General features: G+C 52.8%; 17 protein-coding genes. 7 read left to right on the top strand and 10 right to left on the bottom strand.

Translation table 11 applies throughout. The features are described 5' to 3' along the window. Positions 1–27: 27 nt before the first annotated feature. From IEY39_RS07275 to IEY39_RS07240, 8 genes are all read right to left on the bottom strand, one after another. A complete protein-coding gene (locus IEY39_RS07275) occupies positions 28–1,521 on the bottom strand; it encodes a hypothetical protein (protein ID WP_188929953.1) in 1,494 nt (497 codons plus the stop codon). 535 nt (positions 1,522–2,056) lie between these two features. Continuing rightward, entirely contained in the window at positions 2,057–3,058 is a 1,002-nt protein-coding gene (locus tag IEY39_RS07270) for a hypothetical protein (RefSeq protein ID WP_188929951.1), read from the bottom strand. Between the two features lie 268 nt (positions 3,059–3,326). Next, entirely contained in the window at positions 3,327–4,046 is a 720-nt protein-coding gene (locus IEY39_RS07265) for a hypothetical protein (protein WP_188929949.1), read from the bottom strand. 159 nt (positions 4,047–4,205) lie between these two features. Further along, a complete protein-coding gene (locus tag IEY39_RS07260; protein ID WP_188929947.1) occupies positions 4,206–5,585 on the bottom strand; it encodes a dihydrolipoamide acetyltransferase family protein in 1,380 nt (459 codons plus the stop codon). Between the two features lie 87 nt (positions 5,586–5,672). Beyond that, positions 5,673–6,944: a competence/damage-inducible protein A gene (locus tag IEY39_RS07255; RefSeq protein ID WP_188929945.1), complete on the bottom strand. Its 1,272-nt coding sequence runs from the start codon at positions 6,942–6,944 to the stop codon at positions 5,673–5,675. A gap of 9 nt (positions 6,945–6,953) precedes the next feature. Beyond that, positions 6,954–7,364, bottom strand: a complete 411-nt coding sequence (locus IEY39_RS07250; protein ID WP_188929942.1) for an acyl-CoA thioesterase — start codon at positions 7,362–7,364, stop codon at positions 6,954–6,956. Between the two features lie 3 nt (positions 7,365–7,367). After that, on the bottom strand, positions 7,368–7,937 hold the full coding sequence (locus tag IEY39_RS07245) for a hypothetical protein (RefSeq protein WP_188929940.1): 570 nt from the start codon (positions 7,935–7,937) through the stop codon (positions 7,368–7,370). A gap of 28 nt (positions 7,938–7,965) precedes the next feature. Then, entirely contained in the window at positions 7,966–8,391 is a 426-nt protein-coding gene (locus IEY39_RS07240) for a DoxX family protein (protein ID WP_188929938.1), read from the bottom strand. Positions 8,392–8,619: 228 nt separating this feature from the next. Between IEY39_RS07240 and IEY39_RS07235 the strand changes: the two genes are divergently transcribed. The 4 genes from IEY39_RS07235 to IEY39_RS07220 are packed head-to-tail and all read left to right on the top strand — an operon-like array spanning position 8,620 to position 14,899. Continuing rightward, positions 8,620–11,661, top strand: coding sequence for a tetratricopeptide repeat protein (locus IEY39_RS07235; protein WP_188929936.1), 3,042 nt, complete (start codon positions 8,620–8,622; stop codon positions 11,659–11,661). A 17-nt stretch (positions 11,662–11,678) separates the two neighbouring features. Beyond that, positions 11,679–13,328, top strand: a complete 1,650-nt coding sequence (locus IEY39_RS07230; RefSeq protein WP_188929934.1) for a hypothetical protein — start codon at positions 11,679–11,681, stop codon at positions 13,326–13,328. Positions 13,329–13,365: 37 nt separating this feature from the next. Continuing rightward, on the top strand, positions 13,366–13,977 hold the full coding sequence (locus IEY39_RS07225) for a hypothetical protein (protein WP_188929932.1): 612 nt from the start codon (positions 13,366–13,368) through the stop codon (positions 13,975–13,977). A 13-nt stretch (positions 13,978–13,990) separates the two neighbouring features. Beyond that, positions 13,991–14,899: a class I SAM-dependent methyltransferase gene (locus IEY39_RS07220; RefSeq protein ID WP_229688806.1), complete on the top strand. Its 909-nt coding sequence runs from the start codon at positions 13,991–13,993 to the stop codon at positions 14,897–14,899. 6 nt (positions 14,900–14,905) lie between these two features. On the opposite strand, the gene IEY39_RS07215 is transcribed toward IEY39_RS07220, so the two are convergent. Beyond that, on the bottom strand, positions 14,906–15,733 hold the full coding sequence (locus IEY39_RS07215) for a glutaminyl-peptide cyclotransferase (protein ID WP_188929930.1): 828 nt from the start codon (positions 15,731–15,733) through the stop codon (positions 14,906–14,908). Between the two features lie 283 nt (positions 15,734–16,016). Here IEY39_RS07215 and IEY39_RS07210 point away from each other — a divergent pair, with 283 nt between their 5' ends. Further along, a complete protein-coding gene (locus tag IEY39_RS07210) occupies positions 16,017–17,300 on the top strand; it encodes a M43 family zinc metalloprotease (protein WP_188929927.1) in 1,284 nt (427 codons plus the stop codon). Here the strand turns inward: IEY39_RS07210 and IEY39_RS07205 are convergent. Beyond that, positions 17,254–20,622, bottom strand: coding sequence for a VCBS repeat-containing protein (locus tag IEY39_RS07205; protein WP_188929925.1), 3,369 nt, complete (start codon positions 20,620–20,622; stop codon positions 17,254–17,256). The genes IEY39_RS07210 and IEY39_RS07205 overlap by 47 nt on opposite strands. Before the next feature lie 84 nt (positions 20,623–20,706). Here IEY39_RS07205 and IEY39_RS07200 point away from each other — a divergent pair, with 84 nt between their 5' ends. Then, complete coding sequence (locus tag IEY39_RS07200; RefSeq protein WP_188929923.1) at positions 20,707–21,309, top strand: RNA polymerase sigma factor; 603 nt, start codon at positions 20,707–20,709, stop codon at positions 21,307–21,309. A gap of 53 nt (positions 21,310–21,362) precedes the next feature. Beyond that, a complete protein-coding gene (locus IEY39_RS07195) occupies positions 21,363–22,553 on the top strand; it encodes a FecR family protein (RefSeq protein ID WP_188929921.1) in 1,191 nt (396 codons plus the stop codon). Positions 22,554–22,565: the final 12 nt, after the last annotated feature.

Raw genomic sequence — 22,565 nt, 5'->3', positions numbered from 1 at the left:
CTTTTAGTCGCCAAATATTTCTGTTTATTAAAAACTGTATCCTATCCTGAATAACAATGCCTGCGTCTTCGGCACCTGCTGGTAGCTCAGGAAATCCCACAACAGCTGCACCTGCGTCTTCTTGAACACCCGGCTCTTCATTGATACGGTCTTTGTCACGCCGATAAGCCCCGACTTCGTCCAATACTGTAACTGCTTCAGCTGCTGGAAGGAAGTGAACGGCGTCGTATAGTTGTATTCGAAGCCGCCAGTTGCCGAGAATCCTCCCTTGATCCCCACCTGCAGGAAGCTCCGCAGCCCTACGCCCTGGCTGGTGATGGCGATATGCTGGATGCCGCTGCCCCAGCCGAGCTTGTAGCTGGCGCCGAGGCCTATTATTTTGGAGTGGCCCAACCTGTATCCCAGCGAGAGGCCGAGGTCGGTGACGACGGGATAGTAGTAGTTGGTATGCGTGGTCTGGAAATTTGCTCCATATTCCAGACGGCCCCAGAAGGGCTTTGTCTTTTGATCGTTTGGGCGGAAATCCGGCACGTCCGCCGCGGTGTGGCCGGCGCCGAGTTGGCTGAGTTTGTTTTTGTAGGCGTCGAGCTGGCTCTGAGCTGATTGCAGCTTGGATTGCAGGGCTTCCATCCCGACAGGCCCCGCCGCCGACACTTGCCCCTGCACCTGGCTGGCCACCTGGGCATGGGTTTGCAAGCCGGGAATTGGTTGAGCTGTGCCCATTGCGCCTCCGCCGCCTCCCAGGGGTTGGAACAGCCCACTCAGTTGCCCGTTGCTCTGCATGAAGGTCCGGAAGGCGGGCAGTCCGCTCAATTGCGCCAGGGCCTTCTTTTCCAGTCGGTCGGGACTGTTCATCATATCCTTGTATTGCTGTACCCGCTGGGAATAATAATACAACTCCTGGTTCATCGCACCCAGCGGCTTACTTACCAGGGATTGAAGGTTGGCGTGTTGGGCAATGTATTGGTTCAACTGCATCTTACGCTGCTGGACAAAGGCTTTGGCTTCTGCCGCGACCTGTAGCTTCGCCTGCATGGCCTGTAACTCGCTGCCAGCGCCTTGCAGCGGGGCCTGGATGGTTGGGGGTAGGCTGCCCGTCCTGCCGGATAATAGTTGAGGATTTTGCCTGAGGAAGGATAGCGAGCCTTGCAAGGTGTCGACATAAGGCTGATACTCGCCGCTGATGCGTTGATGGCGGTTGCCGGTGTCGGTCCGGATGCGCTGGATGAGGGCGGCGTATTCCTGCTGGGTGTGCGCGAATAGTTGTTTGGCGCCTGTGCTATCCATGCCGGTGATCTTCTTTTCCAACCGGGCCTCCCGTTGCGCCATCTTTTGCAGCATCTTCTCTGTTTGCCGAGTCAGGTCCTGGTTAAGGCTGGCCGTCCGCGATTGAAGATGTCCCAACAACAGGGCAGGAAAGTGAAAGACCTTATTGCTAAAGGAATCTACCGCCTGGGCATGTACCACCGTCCGGGAAAGGCAAAGCAATGCCACCCCGATGAGAACCGGAATTTTTCGCATATAGCCGGAATTAGAGAATAATGCTAGACCCGGGAGATTCGGAGTCCGACGTGATTATACAGATGCTGAAAACGAAAAATGGAATAAAAATCGGGAGAGGCACGCGAAACCGCGCACAACAATGCATGGGCAAGTCTCATAAATTTACGGTTAGGTATTTGGGAAATGATTAGTGGGCGAGTAAGGATCAGTGGTACGAAGTAAACAAATATTTTTTAGATTTCCCTAAGAGTTTTTCTCAAGCTTAATTGAAGGAAGATCAGCCTGCTCTTAAAAGACAAATCGAATTTCGTGCGGCTATACCGAAATTCATAACGGTTGTGTTGAATATCAGGATGGATGGATGTGTTTGGTTGATGGATGTGGAGAGGGGCTTATACTCCCAGGGAGCAAGCTTACGTCGTTTTTACGGAAAAATTACGTGAAAATACAGGGGCTGTTTTGCGAAAGTTCGCAAGTTGTTGCGCGACGAGGAGTTATGGCTTAATGCAAGAAAATAAGGGAGTCTTGATCTTTTCTCCATTACATGAGGGATTTACTTTTTGTCAAAAGTTGAAGCAGATTTTGCCCACCAATCGATCCAGCGTTTTTTTGCAGATTCGGCTGAACATATATACAATTTACCATTCTCGACATAATATTGGAGTTTATTGCCCAACTCTTTAAATATTCTAAAGGCCCAGGAATCCAGGAAATCCCCAACGGATAGTTTCAGGAATCGATCTCCTGGCAGTGCCTGGCCCAATTTATATCTCATATTTCCCCAAAGTGGCCGGTTAAGTAAACTCCTTTCTACGATGATAGAATCATTTTTAAGGGCAATAAGGGAATCAAGAACTTCCTGCATCTGCCCTTCAAAATCAAAATTAGATTCCAGAACCTCTGGATTTCTATATCGCAACTTAAGAACTATATTTCTAAGGTTGTCCGGGATCTTTTGGCGAAAAGGAGTGTTTTCCAATTCATATTGACTTAATCCGTCAACTACTGCCCAACAGTCGGAATCGGACGTATGAAGGCACCTGATCAAATCGGGTACATCGGACTTCCAAGGATCCTTGATCAAAAGCTCCATGATCGTCGGTTGCCAATCAGGGTATTTGAGTAAATACAAAAGTGCTTTCCTTGCGTTGGTATCCGCAAACTTCTCTTCAAATCTACCTACGATTTTTCTTTTAATTCCAATCAAATGAATCGTATAAATAGCGCCAAGCTTTGCTTTGTCATTCGCAGAATTTTCTACCAGGTTAATCAAAGGCCCGATTGCATTGTCACCTCTTGCGGCTATGGAGAACATATCATTTGTGTATCCGATCCAATATGCTTTGCCAGTTTCGATAAGTTGCCAATTGCCGTATAATCTCTCAATCAGGTTTCCTAAGGGGGTTATTGAATCGATAGGCATATAGATCGACCCACCCTCGACAGGAAGATAATTGGCCATTCCTGATGGCGCCCGATCAATATATGTTCGTTGAGCGAAAGAATCGGCGTTAAAACTCAATAGTAGTAATATTAATAGGAAATGCCGCTTCATTGAATTTATGTTGAATCTGATGAAACACTCAATTAATCTTTCTCCCCTGCTCTGCGGAAACCTATTTATCCCCTTCATTGGAGGTGCCAAATTGGCTCTTCCATTCCCGGAAGGTGTCGCAATTGCCACACCGCGGTTACAGTTAATAGTCTCTGCTCGTTGGGAAAGTTAAAATGGCAGTACTAAAGTTGGTCTGAAACCTGCGAAATAAATATACGAAAATCCAGAAATACAAAAGCTACATGGTGGCTTGTTGTCCGGGCTGAGATCAGGCGGCGCGGCCACTGATGTAGCGGACGAGGCTGCGCTTGGCGATGGGGAGCAGGGTTTCGTCGACGGGGAATTTCAATTCGGTTTCGATGGAGTATACGGCGGGGTTGGGCATGCCGGTCTTTATGCGGATGAGCTCGGCCTTTATGTTCTCGTATGTATTGGCGATGCTGCGCGACCAGCTGTCGATGTATTCCGTCCGGATGCTGCGGTATTTCTCATCGTGTTTCTCGAAGAAGCTGAGGCGGTATTGATATACGCGGGTGTCTGCATGGTCGCCTGCGCTGAGGAAGAAGTACCCTTCCTGGCTGTCGAGCGGCACGAGGCCGACGGGATAGATGGTGAGTTTGTCTTCCACGAACTCATAGATCTCGGTGCCGTTGCTGATGGTATTGCGGATCTCCTGAGTGGCATAGTTGATGATCTCTTCGAGCTCTTTCATGAGCTCGTCATCCTCGATCATTTGTTCGTAGAGCACCTGCAGCTTTTCTATTTGAATCCCGCTGAGCTTTTTGGGGAAATGCTCTTGTAAATATTTCTTGTTCTCGCGGAAGGCGGCCAGGTTATTATAATGAAAGATGATGTCGGCGAGCTGCGGGTAGAGCTTATTCTGGTTGAAATGGCGGTGTATCTCCTGGAGATAGGCGAGTAGGGTGTATTTCTTCAATTCGAAATCGATGTAACCATCTGCAAACCAGGTTTCGGATAGCGTCTTCATAGACCTTCTTTTAAATTCAGAGCCAAAGTCGCCGGTTGGGGCGGGGGCAATTAGATGAATTTACGAAAATCCGATGAATAATGCAATAGGGGGGAGAGCCCCGGCGGAGGCGGGTTGCATTGGGGGCTGTGGCTTCGAAGGTGGCGGGGGCTGCTTCGGCTACAGCTGCCGGTCGACCGGGAAGTTCTCCAGTTCGCGTGCAACAGCTGAACAGAATGTCGCTCCCAGGCTGCCATCTACGATGCGGTGGTCGTAGGAAAGCGAGAGGTACATCATGTGCCGGATAACGATGGCATCCCCACCGTCTGTCTCCAGTACCATGGGGCGCTTCTTGATAGCGCCTACGGCGAGGATGGCTACCTGCGGCTGGTTGATGATAGGAGTGCCCATCAGGCTTCCGAAGGTGCCCACATTGGTGAGGGTAAAGGTTCCTCCCTGGGTGTCTTCGGGCCGCAACTTGTTTTGGCGGGCGTTGTCTGCAAGGGTATTGACCTGGCGCGCAAGTCCGGTGAGATTGAGCTGGTCGGCGTTGCGGATGACGGGAACGATGAGATTGCCGGACGGCAGGGCCGTAGCCATACCAATATTGATATCCTTTTTGAGGATGATCTTATCGCCATCGACCGAGCTGTTGACGAGCGGGTATTTCTTTATGCAGCGGATGACTGCTTCGATGAATAATGGAGTGAAGGTGAGTTTTGTGCCTTCTCTTTTTTCGAATTCATTTTTGACTTTTTCCCGCCATTGGACGAGATGGGTGACGTCGGCTTCGGAGATGCTGGTGACGTGCGGACTGGTGTGCACGCTGCGGACCATATGGTCGGCGATGAGGCGGCGCATCCGGTCCATTTCGATGATCTCTACGTTGCCGCTTCCGAGAACTATGGGGGGCTGGGTGTTGATGGTTTCGGGTGTGGTGCGTGTGGGGGTAACGGAAGGCGGCGGGGTGGCAGCGGGGTAGCTGGTAGTAGCGGCAGGTGTTGCGGCGGCGGGGTAGGCGGCGCCGGCGGGCGTCGTTGCGGCAGCTGTGGGCACGTGGCCGGATCTTCGGTCGGCGATATATTGAAGAATGTCCTTTTTGGTTACCCTGCCTTCGTTGCCGGTACCGGGGATAGACTCGAGCTCACTCAGGGGTACCCCTTCGCTGGCAGCGATGTTAAGCACGAGAGGGGAGTAGAACCGGGGAGTGCCTGGGTTGGCGGCGAATACCTGTGGGGCAGGGTGATGGTTTTGTGTCGCGGTTGGGGTGGGGGTAACGGTGACAGCCTCTTGTACGGGAGGGGTTGCCGCGGCGCCGTTGCTGGTGCGGATGCGGGCGATGACGGAGCCAATGGGAACGACATCGTTCACCTGGTAAAGCACTTCTTCCATGACGCCTTCGGTGATGGAAGGAACCTCGGAATCCACCTTATCGGTTGCTATTTCCAATACGGTCTCGTCTTGCTTCACGGCATCGCCGGGCTGCTTGTGCCACTTCAGAATGGTGGCTTCCATGATACTTTCACCCATTTTTGGCATTACCAGATCGACAAGAGACATAATATGGCAGATTTAAGATTATCCAATTATCCAAAGATGGACAAAGGTAGTATTTTTTAGTTTGTGGAGACCGGTCTTCGGGTTAGGTCATGCCGGCAGGGGGGCGGGGGTGGCAGACAGGATGAATTTCCTCAACAGATTGAGGGCGTTTGTTGCCGTTAATTCAATATTCCGTTGCCGGTCGAAGCGGAATGAAAATTTTTGGGTGAGAATATTTTGACGGTTTCCAACCGCTACCCATGCCGTGCCTACCGGTTTTTCGGGTGTCCCGCCATCCGGCCCCATGATGCCGGACGTTGCGATGGCGAAGTCGGTGTCCAGCCCGGCAAGGGCGCCTTTTACCATTTCCCGGACGGTCTCTTCGCTGACGGCGCCATGCTGCGCCAGGGTATCCGGCTTCACGCCGAGCATTTGCATCTTTACTTCGTTGGCGTAGCTGACGACGCTACCTTTATAATAATTGCTGCTGCCGGGGATGGAGGTGATGAGGTGGGCGATGTAGCCGCCGGTGCAGCTTTCGGCGGTGCCGAGGGTGTGGCCGCCTGCTTTCAGGAGGCGGCCGATGGCCTCCTGGATGGTGATGTCTTCGCCGGCGACCATCCATTCAGTGACCAGTCCTTTTAGGGTATCGAACTGTTGCTGTAAGAGCGCCTCCATTGGCACCGGGTCTTCGCCGCGGATGGTGAGGCGGAGGCGCACCATTCCATAATTGGGCAGGTAGGCCAGCTTGATGGAGCCGGGCAGGGCTTCTTCGAATGTCTTTATATGTTCGGCCAGGAAGGATTCGCCGATGCCGAATGTCAGCAGGGTACGGTGGGCGATGTAGGGGAGCCGGAAGTGCCGGCGGAGAGCAGGCAGCACGTCATCGGTAATCATTCCTTGCATTTCATGGGGGACGCCGGGCATCGAGACGAAGATGCGGCCTTCCTTTTCGAACCACATCCCCGGAGCAGTGCCGCGCCGGTTCTGGATGACGGTGCAGGAGTCGGGGACTTCGGCTTGTTGGAGGTTGCGGTCGATCATGGGACGCTTGAGGCGCTCGAAGATCCATTTTACGTTGGCCAGGGCCTTTTCGTCGACGACCATCTTCCCGCCAAAATATTCCAGGAGCAGGGGTTTTGTGATGTCATCGGCTGTGGGGCCCAGTCCGCCTGTGATGAGGATGATGCTGGCGCGACGGGAGGCTTCATCCAGCGCTTCCAGGATATCGGTGCGATTGTCACCTACTGCTACGCGGTGGCTGACCCAGATGCCATTTTTGTTCAATTCCTGCCCCATCCAGGCGCTGTTGGTGTCGATTACTTGTCCTATCAGTATTTCGTCTCCGATGGTGATGATGCTGGCCACAACCTTATTCATAACCCAAAATTAGGTGAAATATGGTTTCAGCCGCTGCTCCATCTCCGGCGGCATGGCTGTCTTCTCCATGGTGTCCTTTTCCAGGAAATACAGGACAACGTGGCCGGTGGTGAGAAGCTTTCCCTTCTCGTTGTACACTTCCTGCTGGAATACGATGCGATGCCCCTCGGGCCATTCTTTCAGTGTGGTCCGGACGGTGAGCAGGTCGTCATAGTGAGCCGGGCGTAGAAATTTTGCGGTCCATTCGATGACGGGCATAATGATGCCGTCGGCTTCGAGGTCTTTATAGCTTAAGCCCAGCTGCCGGATGGCTTCCACGCGGCCCACTTCGAAATACTGGGCATAGTTGCCGTGATAGACGACGTTCATCTGATCGGTCTCGGCGTAGCGTACGCGGACCTGTGTTTCGCTGGTGTACATATTCTAATTTGATACCGGGTCGCGTTGGAGCCGGATGGCGATCTTCTTTTCTATGAAATTGGTGAGGGTAGGGGACGCATAGACGAGGCCGGCGCCGAAGGTGAGTCGCAACAGGTCGATGGCGATGTTAACAGTATGCGGCTTGACCGGGCGGCTGTCGTTGAGGCCGAGTGCGCCGTTGCTATTGACCTTTTCGGCGAACAGCTGATAACAATCGCTGATGGCATAGGCACCATACATGATGAGCATGTAAAGGCCGATGCCGATGAAAAGGACGAAGAGCATATTGCGGCGATCGAGGTCCCAGCGGGCGGCATCTTCCCAGGAACCCTCCGGCTCGTCTCTCAGGATCATCGCGGCATATTTCCGGCCATTGGCGATGAGCGCGATGCAGACACAGGCGTGGAGGAATGCATAGAGGAAAAGATAGGCTGCCCGCGTAGTGAATTGGGATAACGGTTCTCCCAGGTAGGCCACCATCGACAATACGCTGATGAGATAGTCTACGGCGGTATAGCCGGACAGGATGGCTACGATGAGGAGGGTCAGGTGAACGAGGTCGGCTTTTTTCATATTTAGGAGGTTTGTTATTTTTCCACGCTTATTTCCCCATTGCGCCGTCGACGCTGATGCGGCCGGGACCAACCATCAGGATCGCTACGAAGGCTGCGAAGTAGAGGAATACCTGTTCGCTGACGATGCCGTTATTTACCGGGACATGTCCTCTGTGTACCAGGAAAAGGGCTACGCCCATGCTGATGACCAGTACGAGTGCGGCGAACCGGGTGAACAATCCCAGCACCAGGAGCAGGGCGCAAAAGACCTCTGCGAAGATGACCAGGACGAGGGACCAGCGGTGGCCGAGCACAGCGATAGGATCGGGAAAGATATATTGCAGCTTACCGAAATTCTTCAATTTGTCGAAGCCGTGGTAGATGCAGATGAGCAGGCCGAAGGTGAGGCGCAGGACCAGGGCGGCAATGTTGAAAGCGGTTTCGGAATAGGCGGTGGACAGGAATTTTTTCATGTATGATTTGAATTTGGTATGAAGATAGTTTTTTGTGCTATTGGATCAAAGAGTTATAAGGAAATGTTAATCCTTGCAGTTATCCACACCTGTTTGGAACGATGTTTGGTAAAAGGCAAAATAATTAGAAACTTAGCGCGTTACGCCTGTTGGTAGGGTTGGCGCAGGATGGGCCACGGGCACGGCGGCCGAAGGCCATGATGGGAATAACAATCAAACTATTTTCCAGTGAAGTACTCTGCAATATTGTTTTTGGTCCTTCTTCTTTCTTCTTCTTCTTTCGCCCAGCAGACCCGTTATTATGACGACCCGCAGGCTGAGTTCAGGCAGGCTAAGGAGTTCTTCGAGCATGACTTTTATAGTCTGGCCTATCCGATCTTCCGGGATTTGAAATTCAACCTCCGGGAGACAGATAAAAGCAATAATTCCGTTGAATACCAGGATGTAAAATATTATTATCTCGTCTGCGCCCTCGAGCAGAACGATAGCATCGCCGTAAACGCGTCCCGGGATTACATCGAACTGGAGAACAATGCGCCACGGGTGGGGATGATCAGTTTCCACCTGGCGGAATATTATTTCCGGCAGAAGGATTATGCCGATGCGCTGAAGCTTTATGACCATGCCGATATCGAGAACCTGAGCAACCAGGAGATAGCCGATCTGAAATTTCATGAGGGTTATTGCTATTTCACCGCCAGGCAGTTCGACAACGCCCTCCCGCTTTTCAATGCCATCCGGCAGCTGCCAAAGGACCCCAATTATCTCGACGCCAATTATTACTACGGGTTTATCTGTTTCTACCAGAAGAAATATAATGATGCCCTGCAAGCTTTTCAGGTTGTGGAGAATTCTCCCACTTATGAGAAGGTTGTTCCCTATTATATAGCTAATATTTATCTCGTCCAGGGCCAGAAGGACAAGGCTATCGACTATGCGGAGGCGCATCTGAAAAAAGGGAACCAGTATTATGATAACGAACTGCGACAGCTGGTAGGGCATGGTTATTATGAAAAGCAGGAGTTTGCGAAGGCATTGCCTTTCCTGGAGCAGTATGTCAATTCATCGAAGACGGTCTCCCGGGAGGACCTTTACGAGCTGTCTTATTGTTATTACCAGACCAAGGACTGGAACAAGGCAATAAATGGATTTAAGCAGCTGGGCGGAAAAGAGGATTCCATGGCGCAGAACTCTATGTACCTGCTGGGCGACGCCTATCTCCGCACCGCCCAGAAAGCCAATGCCCGGAATGCTTTTCTTTTCTGCAGCCTCAACAGCAGCAATCCCAAGCAGAAAGAGATCTCGAAGTTCAATTATGCCAAGCTCTCCTATGAGCTGGGTTACCAGGATGTAGCCTTGACGGAGCTGCAGGGTTTTTTGCAACAGTATCCCAACTCCGATTATAGTGGGGAAGCGCGGGAATTGTTGCTTAGCGTGTTGGCGGGAACCAACAATTACAAGGACGCGCTGACCCTGATCGATAGCCTGGGGCATCCTTCGGAGAATGCCAGGCGGCTGATCCCGCGCATCTTATATGGCAGGGCGACCGAAATGGTGAATGACGGGATGCTGCTGGGCGCGAATGACCTGCTGGACAGAGCGCTGAAGGACCCCAATAACGGGAGTGTTCTGCCCTTTGTGCAGTTTTGGAAGGGAGAGATCTCCTACCGTCTTGGGAAGATCGATGACGCCATACAATATTTTCTCGCTTATCTGAAGAACGGCGCCGTGAACGGGGAGGTGAATCCTACGAACGCCAAATATAATCTTGGATATTGTTTTTTGAAGAAGGAGAACTATCGCCAGGCGCAGGGGTTCTTCGAGCAGGTGGTGCGGACGCCAAGTCTGAGCTCTTCCCCGATGGAACAGGATGCGTATGTCCGGGTGGCGGACTGTTATTATATGAACCGGGATTATAAGACGGCCCTTGCAATGTATAACAGGGTGGTGAGCTATTCCTGGCCGGCAAGCGATTATGCTACTTTTCAAAAGGCGATGATCGCGGGCGTCACCAGCGGCAAACAGAAGATCGATCTGCTGAACACGATCGCCAGGCTTTACCCCACGTCGAGTCTGTCGGCGGATGTCAATATGGAAGTTGCCAGTACGTATCTTGCCGGTGAGCAATACCGGGAGGCGCTGCCTTATCTGAAGAACGTGCTGCATACGTCCGGAGCGGATGCGTTGAAGCCCAGGGCCTATCTCCGCAGCGGGATCGCCTGGTACAACCTCAACAACAACGATGAGGCGCTGAAGCAGTATGATTCGCTGTTGCGGCAGTATCCCAACTCCCCCGAAGCGCAGGAAGGGCTTGACAATGCGAAGACCATCTATGTGGAAGAGGGCCGGACCAGCGAATATGTCAATTTCGCCAAGGGAATGGGCGTCGAGGTAAGCGCCAGCCAGGAAGATCAATTGGCGTATGAAGAGGCGGAGGTGCAATTCAACAATGGCAATTTCCCAGGCGCCGTTCAGCGATTCGAATCCTATTTAGCCAAATTTCCCGATGGCAAGTATTCACTCGAAGCCAACTATTATAAGAGTGAGATCTATTTCTCCCAAAAAGAATGGGCAAAGGCGGTAGTAGGGTATGCGGTGGTGGCAGACCGGGCGCCGAATAAATTCGGGGAGAAGTCGCTCTTGCAGGCGGCCACGCTGTACTTCTTCAACCTGAAGGATTATGCCAATGCGGAGAAGTATTTCAGCAAGCTGAAGGACTTCGCGTCTTCGGAGGCGAATAAATTGGAAGCCATGCGCGGGCTGTTGCGCAGCCAGTACCAGCTGCAGAAATGGCCGGATGCGGTGGCCAATGCCAAGGACCTGCTGAACCAGAAGGGGATCAGTACGGATGACAGGGTGTTGGCGAATATGGCCATTGCCAAATCCTACCAGGTGAACAACCAATGCGATCAGGCCTTGCAATATTTCCGGACGGCCGCGGGCCTGACCAAGTCGGCCTACAGTGCGGAAGCCCGGTATCAGATTGCCGATTGTCTTTTCCACGCGGGTCAGAATAAGGATGCGGAGAAAGCCGCTTTCGAAGTGATCAATAAGTCGGGCTCTTACGAGGAATGGGTGACCAAGGCCTACCTGTTGCTTGGCGATATCTATTTTGCGGAGAAAGATTATTTCAATGCAAAGGCCACGTATCAAAGTATTGTAGAGAAAGCGAAGATCGAAGAGCTGCGGTTGCAGGCCCAACAGAAATTAGCGCAGGTGGTGGCGGAGGAAAAGAAGGGCAGCAAAGTGGATACTACCGGTAGTAATTAATCAGAATGTAAGTTTACATGAATAAAAAGAATTTTTTCCTGGGGGTGGGTGTCCTCTGTTTTGTTTCGGTGCAGGCGCAGGACACGACCAAACGCAGGACCATCGACATCACTTCTTCCTTCAAGCCCGTATTGCGCGAGGCGGTAAAGATCAATTTCAATGCGGCGCCGCCGGCGGTGGATACCAGCCGGCCCAGGCTCACCTATACTATTCCGGCCCAGTATCTTTTCCTCAACTATCAGCCGGGGGAACTGAAACCGGTGGCCCTGCAACGGGATTCCATCAACCCGTGGGTGAATCACAATTTTATCAAGATCGGGGTTGGGAATGTACATATCCCGTATATCCGCAGCGGCTTTAGCTTTGGGGATGGGAAGACCACCTTTTTCAATCTCTATGCCAACCAGCTGAGCAGCAAAGGGAGTCTTAATAATCAGAAGAACAGTCTTACCGATGTGAAGCTGTTGGGGACGGTGAAGACCACCAACAACCTCGAATGGACCGGCAACCTTGGGTTCAAGAACGATGTCTATTACCTCTACGGTTACCGGCCGGATACCTTGAAATATACGAGTGACCAGCTGAGACGGACCTTCCAGACCTTCGAGGGTGGGTTGAGTCTGCGCAATACGGTGCCCACGGAGTTTGGGCTGCTTTATCACCCGAATATCAAGATATCCTACTTTGAAGACAACCTGAACCCGAAGGGCACGGAGGCGAATACGGTGCTGAATCTGCCATTGGAAAAGCTGATCGGGAAGGAATTCGCCTTTGATCTGGGCTTTACGGCCGACCTGACGCATTACAACCTGCCTTCGCAGGCGAATGCCCAAAACAATAATATTTATTCGGTGAACCCGGCCTTTTTGGTGAAGACCTCCAACTTGTTTTTGCAGGCGGCGGTGACACCCTCGTGGGACAACAAGGCCTTTCACCTGCTGCCCAATTTCCTTGCTGATATTTCGACGAGTGATCAGCGCTTTACGATACAGCTGGGGTGGATCGGGTATTATGACAAGGGGTCTTACCAGCGGTTTGAATCCATCAACCCCTGGCTGGCGCAGCCGGCGGACTCCCTGCTGAATACGCGGATGGAGGAAGTGTATGGGGGTTTTAAGGGATCGATCAGCAATCACTTTACGTATGCCGCCAAGATCGGGCATCTTCAATACCATAACATGCCCCTCTTTGTCAATGACAGTGTGGGTGGCGGGAAGGATTTTCTTATCCGGTATGAGACCTCGATGCAGGCCCTTCAGCTGCATGGGGAGCTGAGCTATCTCCAGGGAGAAGATTTTACCGTGACGGCCGGGCTGAATATCTATCAATTCAAGGACCTCCAGAAGCAGGCCAAGGCCTGGGGGCTGCTGCCGGTGGAATTCAGCACCCATTTGAAGTGGGAAGCCTTTAAGGATTTCTGGGCCAAGCTCGATTTCTATGCCTTTAGCGGCGCCCAGTATCGTTCGCCCACCGACGGGGTGCCGTTCAAGGGAGACAATGGAGCGGATATGAATGCGGGGGTGGAGTTTCGGATCACGAAGATGTTGAATCTTTGGTTCCAGATGAACAACCTTTTCAACAACAAATATGAGCGGTGGCACCAGTACCCCGTTTATGGATTTAATGTGCTGGGCGGGATAATATTTTCATTTGGAGACAAGAAATGAGTAGATTCGCAGCTTTAGCTGCAAAAAAGGATAGTCTATGTTCGCGGTTTTGAACGCCTATTTATTTCAACATAGGAGCATCAGCATTCCGGGATTGGGTACGATCTACCTGGAGACCATGCCTGCTGCCGTTGACGTGGCGGACAGGACTATGTTGCCGCCGATGTACCAGTTCAGGTTTGATAAGTATTTCGACGCCCCGGATAAAGAATTCTTCGCCTTTATTGCAAATCAGCGTCATATCCTTGATTTTGAGGCGATTAAGTGGTATAATGAGTTTGCTTTCGACCTGCGCAACCGGATCAAGACCGAAGATGAGGTCAACTGGGAGGGGGTTGGCGTTTTGAAGAAGGACGGATCGGGTAATGTTCTGCTTGAGCCTTTTAGTTCCCCGCTTAATTTTATGCAGCCCACGCCTGCCGTCCGGGTGCTTCACCAGGACGCGCAACATACGTTATTGGTAGGCGACCGCGAACGCACCACCGGAGAGATGAATGAATGGCGGCAGCACGAGGAAGAAGAGGAAGGCCGCCGCCGGGGGCTTCCCTGGTGGGTGATCGCCCTTATTATCGCCGTTGCCGGTCTGGCCTTCCTTGGCTGGTATTTCTATTCCCACGGCCTTTCGACGGCCAGTCAAAACAAATTCTAACCCGGCCTGCTGAATGATCTCTCTTATGCCCCTGATCCATTATACCACCTGCCCGATCTGTCATTCGACCGAGCTGGAGCCGGTGCTTCACGCCGAGGACCATACCGTTTCCCACGAGCCTTTTGTCATCTGGCAATGCCGGCAATGCAGCCTGCGGTTTACCCAGGATGTGCCGGATGCGGCATCCATCGGCCCCTATTATCGTAGCGAGGATTATATATCCCATAGCAATACCAGCAAGGGACTTGTCAACCGGCTGTACCACCTGGTGCGCAAGCAGACGCTGTTGGACAAATACCGGCTTGTAGCCTCCGCCACCCGGAAGCGGCAGGGGAGGTTGCTGGATATCGGCGCTGGCACGGGTGCTTTTGTCGCGCATATGCAGGAGAAGGGATGGGAAGTGACGGGTTTGGAGCCCGATGAGACGGCGCGTGAAGTGGCCCGGGCAGATCATCGGGTGCAATTGCTGGATACGGATAATTTGTATCAGCTGCCGGCCGATGGTTTTGACGCCATCACCCTCTGGCATGTCCTGGAGCATGTACACGACCTGCATTCCTATATCGAGCAGTTGAAGAAACTGGTGCGCCGGGGAGGCCGGATCTTTATCGCCGTGCCCAATTACACCTCTTATGATGCCCGGGTATACAAGGAGGCCTGGGCGGCTTATGATGTACCGCGGCATCTCTATCATTTTTCACCGGAGGCCATGGAGGTTCTGCTGACCGGGCACGAGCTTCAGCTGCAGTATATCCGGCCGATGTGGTATGATGCCATTTATATCAGTATGCTGAGTGAGAAATATCGTACCAAGGGCGGCGGCAGTGTGGTGAGGGCCGTCGTCAACGGGTTTACTTCCAATGCGAAGGCTTTTATCAACAAGCCCAGGTGTAGCAGCCTGATCTATGTGATATCCAAATAGGGCGCGTCAGAATGGGAATTTTATCTCATAGATGCTGGGCCATAATTTGCCGGTGACGTATACTTTCCCCGAGGTGGAGTCATAGGCGATGCCATTGAGCACTTCTGCGCCCGGGTATTGGTTCTTTGCCTGGCCCACGAGAGAATCCAGGTTTATCTTTCCTACTACTTTCCCGCTGGCGGTGTCTATTTTCAGGATATAGTTAGTCTGCCATTGATTGGCGTAGAGATAGCCTTTTATCAGTTCGAGCTCGTTGATATTGCTGACGGGGCCGTTGTTGTCTGTCACTCCGAGGATCTTGACGACGCGGAATGTATTAGGATCGAGGTATGTGATGTTGCTTGTGCCGTCGCTCATGATGAGGGAACTCCCGTCGGTGGTCATTCCCCAGCCTTCTTTGCTGGGATATGTAAATTCGCCCAGCTTCTTAAACGTTTTAGCGTCGTAGATGAAGCCAACCTTTGTCGTATAGGTGAGCTGATAGACCTTTCCGTCGAGGAAAGCGATGCCTTCGCCGAAGTATTTGTCCCGGGGGATCTCTGCTTTCGGGGTGATCTTTCCGGTTGCCATGTCGACGGTCCCGAAGAGGGAGCGGCGATCGGCGGGCATGTCCGGTTCTGTTCCGGTGCTTTCGTATAATTTCCCATCATGGAAGAGGAATCCTTCGGTATAGGCGCTGGTATCGTGCGGATAGGCTTTTACAACGGAAAAGGCGATGTCAGGAGGAGTATTGTCGGTTGTATTGCCGGGGTTGGTGGCAGGAGCGTCTTTCGAAGGATTGTTGCAGGCTGTCCAGAGGCAGACAGCGAAAAGAAGAAGAATCAGTTTGTTCATACGTGCGTGCGCTAATGGTTTGAGCCCTGCGGCTCTGTCTCAAAATAGCCTCCGGGCTCAAACATCTGATGATTGGCCTTCGGCCGGCGGACCTGTGGTCCGCCTAGTCGCAAAAATAAGGGTTAAAAAACTTGCATTTGTTAAAAAAAATAGCAACTTTTACAGGTTCAATTCTTATTATTCTCCTCCTTCACGCGCGATATCCTTCCTGGAACTAATCCAATAACCACACAAAATTCAGCGCCAATACTTATGATCTACCGACCCTGAAAAGTTAGGTACGATGAAGTATTTTTTACCCTTTATCTGGAGCTTGTTGATCGCTATACCCGGTTGGACCCAGCTTAGCTGCCGTTCGGTTGATTACCGTCAGCAGCAGTTGCGTCTTCATCCCGAGTTGGCTATCGCGGTGGAAGCCAATGAGCAGTTCACCCGGAGGCAGTTGCAACCCGCATCCGTGGCTGTCACCGGTGGAGCCACGACCGCCGCAAACAACAGCGCTCTTCCTTCACTTATCACCATCCCCGTTGTCGTTCACGTCCTTTATAATACTCCCGCACAGAATATCAGCGATGCCCAGATAAGATCCCAGATCGATGTGCTGAACCGGGACTATCAGAAGCTGAACCCGGATACGGCGGGTATTCCGAGCTATTACAGTCCAAGGGCCGCCAATTGCGGCTTTCAATTTGTCCTGGCCGGTTTGGATACTAACGGCCATACTACATCGGGGATCATTCGCAAGCATACCAATGTGACCAGTTTTTCCCTTGCCGATAATATGAAATTTTCGGTTTCGGGCGGGGATGACCCCTGGGACCGCGACCGCTATCTGAATATCTGGGTGTGTAACCTGGAGGCGAATGTGCTTGGTTATTCCAGCCTGATCGGCAGTCCAAAGGAATCGGATGGGGTGGTCGTCAATTACAGCGCCTTTGGCACCATGGGCACAGCGGCGGCTCCCTATAACCTCGGCCGGACGACTACGCATGAGATAGGCCACTGGCTGAACCTGATCCATACCTGGGGTGATGCGTACTGTGGGGACGACCAGGTGGCCGACACGCCACCTCAGTCACAGGCCACCTATGGCGATCCGACCGGCATCATCATTTCCTGCGGCAATACACCGTATGGGAATATGTATATGAATTATATGGATTTTACCGATGATATCGGGATGCATATGTTTACGTATGGGCAGCGTGACCGGATGGTAACGTTGTTTGCGCCCGGGGGGTTCCGTTATCCCCTACTGTCCTCTGACGCGGCGTCGAAGCCGGCGCTCGCCGATTCGGTGGCTGAGGCCCGGACTGGCAGCAATAAAATTCAGCGGTTTACCCTCTATCCCAATCCGACGGTGAGTACGGTGGAAGTTAAGCTGAATGATGCGGGTTACCTGGGCTCGATGCTGGAGGTTTATGACCGCATGGGGCAACGAGTGATGGCCGTGCGGGTAACCAATCTGACTTTTGGGCTGGATGTCTCCAGGCTGGCCGGCGGCCTTTATTATATTCGGGTCAATGATGGTAAGGATCCTGCGGGGTATAGTTTTGTAAAGCTATAATTTGAACAGCGTTGCCGTAGCCTGCTGCTACGAGGAACTGGTATTTTTTCCCTTTCAGACCGATGAGACAACGGGTATCGCCCGGGATGCAGAGTCCGGTAAGATCATAGGGCAGGGGCGTGAATTGTCCCCCGTTGTCTGTTTTCAGCACCATACCCATGCTTGCATCGAGCGGGCCCATTTGGGCCCGCAAAGGATAGAGGTTGCCTGCCAACACCAGCATCCGGCTGCCGGCTGTCTCCACCGGTACGATGCCGTTGACTACGCTTAGCTGGGCATAGTTTGGCAGGGGATGGAATGTAAACCGATGGTTACCGTCGTTGTGCCAATAGCCGGAGGAGAGGATATTGATCTGTTTGGCGCCGGCGGCCGCCAGTTGTTGGGGTGTGAGGATATCTTGTATCTGTGCGTCGGCATAGTCGGCATAGCGGCCAAATTTCTTCTGCAGGGCTGGCAGTTCGCGTAGCAACTCGTCGCGGGACGCGTAGGGGAAGCTCTTACCCTGGATATAGTAGGTGAGCAGCGGGTCGAAGGTTCCGTTGCCGCTGAAGTCGCCGTAGTAGATGCGGAGGGGTTGTTCTTCCGATGCTTTGAAGGCGGTGTTGGTGCCCAGGTTACCGATGACCAGGTCGGTATTGCCGTCCTTATCGATATCGATCGGCAGGAGGGTGGTCCACCAGCCCTGCGATTGGGCGAGGCCGTAAGCTGCCGTTTGGTCGACAAGCTGACCCTGCCTGTTCTCGAAGATGGTGACGGGCGTGAAAGGGCCTACTGTCACGAGATCGGGCCAGCCGTCCTTGTTCAAATCGATCCAGCAGGCGTCGGCGACCATCCCCGGATGGGTGAGCAGGCTGTCGCGCTGGGTGGCGTCTTTGTCGAAATGGATATGTCCCGGGGTGCTGTTGTTCTTCAGGATAAGGCTTTCCGGGCTCAGCGGGAAAAAGCCGGGGACGAGTCCGCCGCCGACGAAGAGATCGGGCCGGCCATCTTTATTATAGTCGGCTGCGCGGACACAACCGCCGCTGATGGTCTCTGCGGGGAGGGCGTCGGTGACGAGGCGGAAATTTCCTTTTCCATCATTTTCGAACAGGCGATCCTGGTAGTTGGGGCTTCCTATCGGAAAGTCGGCGCCGCCGCTGACGAGATAGAGGTCGAGATCGCCATCGCCATCCGCGTCGAAGAAGAGCGCGGAGGTGTTGGTGTGGTTCTTATCCGTATTCCAGGGTTGAGAGGACGCCGGGAGGAATTTCCCGTCCGGTGTCTGAAGATAGAGCCGGCTTTCCTGGCCGGCGGTACCGCCGATGAACAGGTCTTCGAGGCCGTCGCCGTTGACGTCGCCTTTTGCGAGACAGGGGCCCAGATGAGAGACCTGGTAGGGGAGTAGCGGGGCTATCTTGAAGTCGACGAAGTTGGAGCCCTGGTGGGTATATTGGATGCCGCTGCTCTTCGTGATATCTGTGAAAAGGGGGGTGGGCTTGCTGTTTGCGGCCGGTTTTTGGGCGGAGCTGTTTGCGGACTGCTCGGTGATGGTGAGCAGTGTGTCTGCTTTGCATGGACCGAGGGTCGATACTTTACCGGAGGGCCAGAGGACGGTGAGGGAGGTGATAACGGAATCCTTACCGCAGCCGAAGTGTAGGATGGGATCGATGGAAGACTGGAAGCCGCGGGTGAGGTATTGCTCCATGAATTGGGGGCCCTGAGCGGTGTGGAGGATCAGTTTGGCACCGATGCCCTGGGTGTTCGGACTGTTGCCTTTCAACTGGACGCGGAGGAAGTGGCCTTTGTGTTGTTCGGATGCATTGTTGCGATAGATGATGGGGGCATCGCCTATGGTGTTGACGACGAGATCCAGGTCGCCATCATTGTCCAGATCGACATAGGCTGCGCCGTTGCTGATGGTTCTTCGGGTGAGTCCCCATTCCTCATTTTTGTTGCTGAAGCTGAGGTCGCCGTTGTTGCGAAAGACGTAGTTTGTCAGTTTGGTGGAAGGCATTTGTTGTACCAGCCGCCACATCTCCACTTTGTCGCCGAGCTTTTCCGCCTGGCCCACGGTGTAGCCGGAGGTGTATTTTACAAAGTCGAGATTGGTCATGTCCCGGAAGATGCCGTCGGAGATGAACAGGTCTTTCCACCCATCGTTGTCGAAGTCGGCGAACAGCGGGGCCCAGCTCCAATCGGTGTTGGACATGCCGGCCAATTGCCCGATCTCGCTGAAATGGGGGATGCTGTCGGGGCCTAATCCATTATTGAGCTGCAGGGTATTGCGCATCTGCTGATGGCCGAACCCGGCGTCGGCACGCTGAGTGTACTTATCATAATTGTCGGGGCCGCGGAGCAATTTCTGCCGGTGGTTGTCTTCCGGCAGCATATCGAGTACGGCGATGTCGGGCAGGCCGTCGTTGTTGTAGTCGGCGATGTCGGAGCCCATCGCAAATTCGGACATGTGCCCGGTTGCTTTTGTCAGCACTTCTTTAAAGGTACCGTCGTGGTTGTTGAGGTACATGAAATCACGTTCGTCGTAGTCATTGGTGACATAGATGTCCGGCCAGCCGTCACCGTTGAGATCGCTGATGGAAACGCTTAATCCGAAGTTGAGTCCGCTGCCGTCGATATGCGCCTGTTCGCTGATATCGACGAAATGGCCGTTGTCATTGCGATAGAGCCGGTTGCCGAATTTGGGATGGCGTTTTGCCCGCAGCTTATCCGTATTGAAGAAAGGGTTGTAGAACATGTCGGCATGGTTGACCATGAACATGTCGAGATCGCCGTCACCGTCCATATCGAAGAAGGCCACGGTGGTGGTGTATGTTCCCGGAGCGTCGAGGCCGTATTCTTTTGCGGATTCCTTGAAGGTGGGGATGCCGTCCTTGACGCCCTGGTTGATGTATAGTTCTTTTGTCCGGTCGGCGTCCGTTCCGGGACCGGAATAGCAGACATAGATATCGAGCAGGCCGTCGCCGTTGACGTCGGCCATGACGGCGCCGGTCTTCCATTTGTCACGGCCTGCGATGCCGGCTTTTTGTGTGATGTCTTCGAACTGGAAATTCCCTTTGTTGAGATAGAGCCGGTTGGGCGTCATGTTGCCGATGAAGAAGAGGTCGGGAAGGCCGTCGCCATTGACGTCGCCTACGGCTACGCCGGCGCCGTTGTAAAGGTATTCGTAGGTGAGGATGTTGTAGTCTTCGTCCTCCTTTATTTCATTACGGAAATTTATGTGCGAAATGTCAGGAGGGACTTCAGTAAAGAGAGTATTGCTCTTTTGTGTTGGGTTGCAGGATGCGATCAGCAGAAGCGCGACCGGCAGAAATCTTAACCAATTCATAATATATAATGTCTGTCCTTCGGACCAATCGCCTCCGGCGATTGAGTGAAAGTATGCATATTTTTTTTAACTTTATTCCGCATTATGAGAATCTTTTCTGCCGATATGGATTGCGCTGCCTTTTTTAATGCTATTGCTGCCGGGGATGAGACTGCTTTTGAGTTGTTCTTCGAACAAACGAGGGTTCGGGTCTATACCCTGGCCTATCGATGGACCAAATCGGTATTTGCGGCAGAAGAGATCACGCAGGATGTATTTATCAGTGTCTGGACCGGCAGGCGGCACCTGGCCGCAGTAAAAGATGCCGAGAGCTATTTCTCCACTATTATATACAATAAGATATACCGGCATCTGCGGAAGGAAGCCAGCAAGGCGCGGGTGTTGCAACTTTCCAGCCGGACGGCAGACAAGTCCAGCAACGAGACCGAGGAGACCATATATATTAATGACGGCGAACGGTTTATCAACAAAGCGCTGGAACATTTATCCCCCAAAAAAAGACTTATCTATCATTTGTCCCGGAAGGAAGGCAAGAGCTATGATGAGATTGCGGCTGCGTTGCGGCTGTCGCCACACACGGTGAAAAGCCATTTGGCGCACGCGTTGAAATTTATCCGGAACTATATGAAAGATAATATCTTATCTATTCTATGGCTGATGGCGCTACTCTTTGTCGGGAAAAAATAAAAAAACTTTCGCTCCGACTCATCCTTTTTTTTGTTTGGTGACTCTATAGGGTTGTGGAAAGAATCTATTATTTATTGCGGCGATACCGGGACGATGTTGCCTCGTCCGACGAGGTGGCAGAGTTATTCCGCCTGATACGTGGGGCGGAGGGCAGGGACGCGTTGAAGAAACTTGTTGCCGAGGACTGGAAGAAGAGTGCCGGCGATGTTGTTGCGGGAGGTGAAGGTGGTGGAGAGCGGGATTGGGACAAGATGTGGCTGGGTATACAGGCTGCGGCGCATCGGCCGGGCCGGTCGGGGTTGTTCGTGATGAAGCGGATACTTGTCGCAGCGGGGCTTCTCTTTTGCCTGGCCACGGGCGTCCTCTATTGGGTGATGACGGCGCGTGGCCATAAGACAACGGCGCCCGTGGTTGTGCGTCATCCCGTGATGATCGTTCCGGGTGGCAACAAGGCGGTGCTTACGCTTGGCGACGGGTCGACTATTGTGCTCGATAGTGCCAAGGACGGAATGCTTGCACTGCAGGGCAATGCCAAAGTGGTGAAGGTGGATGCTGGTGTGCTGGCCTATGATGCCAGGGATAAGGCGGCGACCGGAGTGATGTATAATACTATTGCCACGCCATATGGGGGACAGTACCAGGTGGTGTTGCCGGATGGCAGCAAGGTGTGGCTGAATGCGGCGTCTTCGCTGCGATTCCCGACGGCTTTTGCGGGGAAGGAACGGCGTGTGGAATTGACGGGGGAGGGCTATTTTGAGATTGCGCCTGAGCCTTCCAAGCCTTTTATCGTGCACATTGCCGCGGGTGAGGATGTGCAGGTGTTGGGAACCAGCTTCAATATCATGGCATATAGTAATGAGGAGCATAGCGCTACGACCCTTGTGACGGGGAAGATACGGGTGATGCCGGAGGGCGGTGCTGGTGCGGTGGAGATAGAGCCGGGTCGTCAGGCGATAGTCGATCGGGGGACTCATGTGTTGCGGGTTACAGATGCCAATGTCGATCAGGCCATTGCCTGGAAGAACGGGTTGTTCCGGTTTCATGAGACGGGGATCAGGGAGCTGATGCGGCAGGTAGAGCGATGGTATAATGTGGAGGTGGTGTATCAGACCAATGGGAATGACCAGGACTTTTCCGGTATCGTATCGCGGAGTAAGAACATCGATGAATTATTGCATACGCTGGAATTGACCAATACGGTGCATTTCCGGATAGAAGGGAGGAAAATTATTGTATTACCATAAAACAACTAAAAA

Source organism: Puia dinghuensis (assembly GCF_014642875.1).
Lineage (GTDB): Bacteria > Bacteroidota > Bacteroidia > Chitinophagales > Chitinophagaceae > Puia > Puia dinghuensis.
Note: the sequence above shows the minus strand (reverse complement) of the source record. Positions and strands in the feature narration are given on the sequence as shown.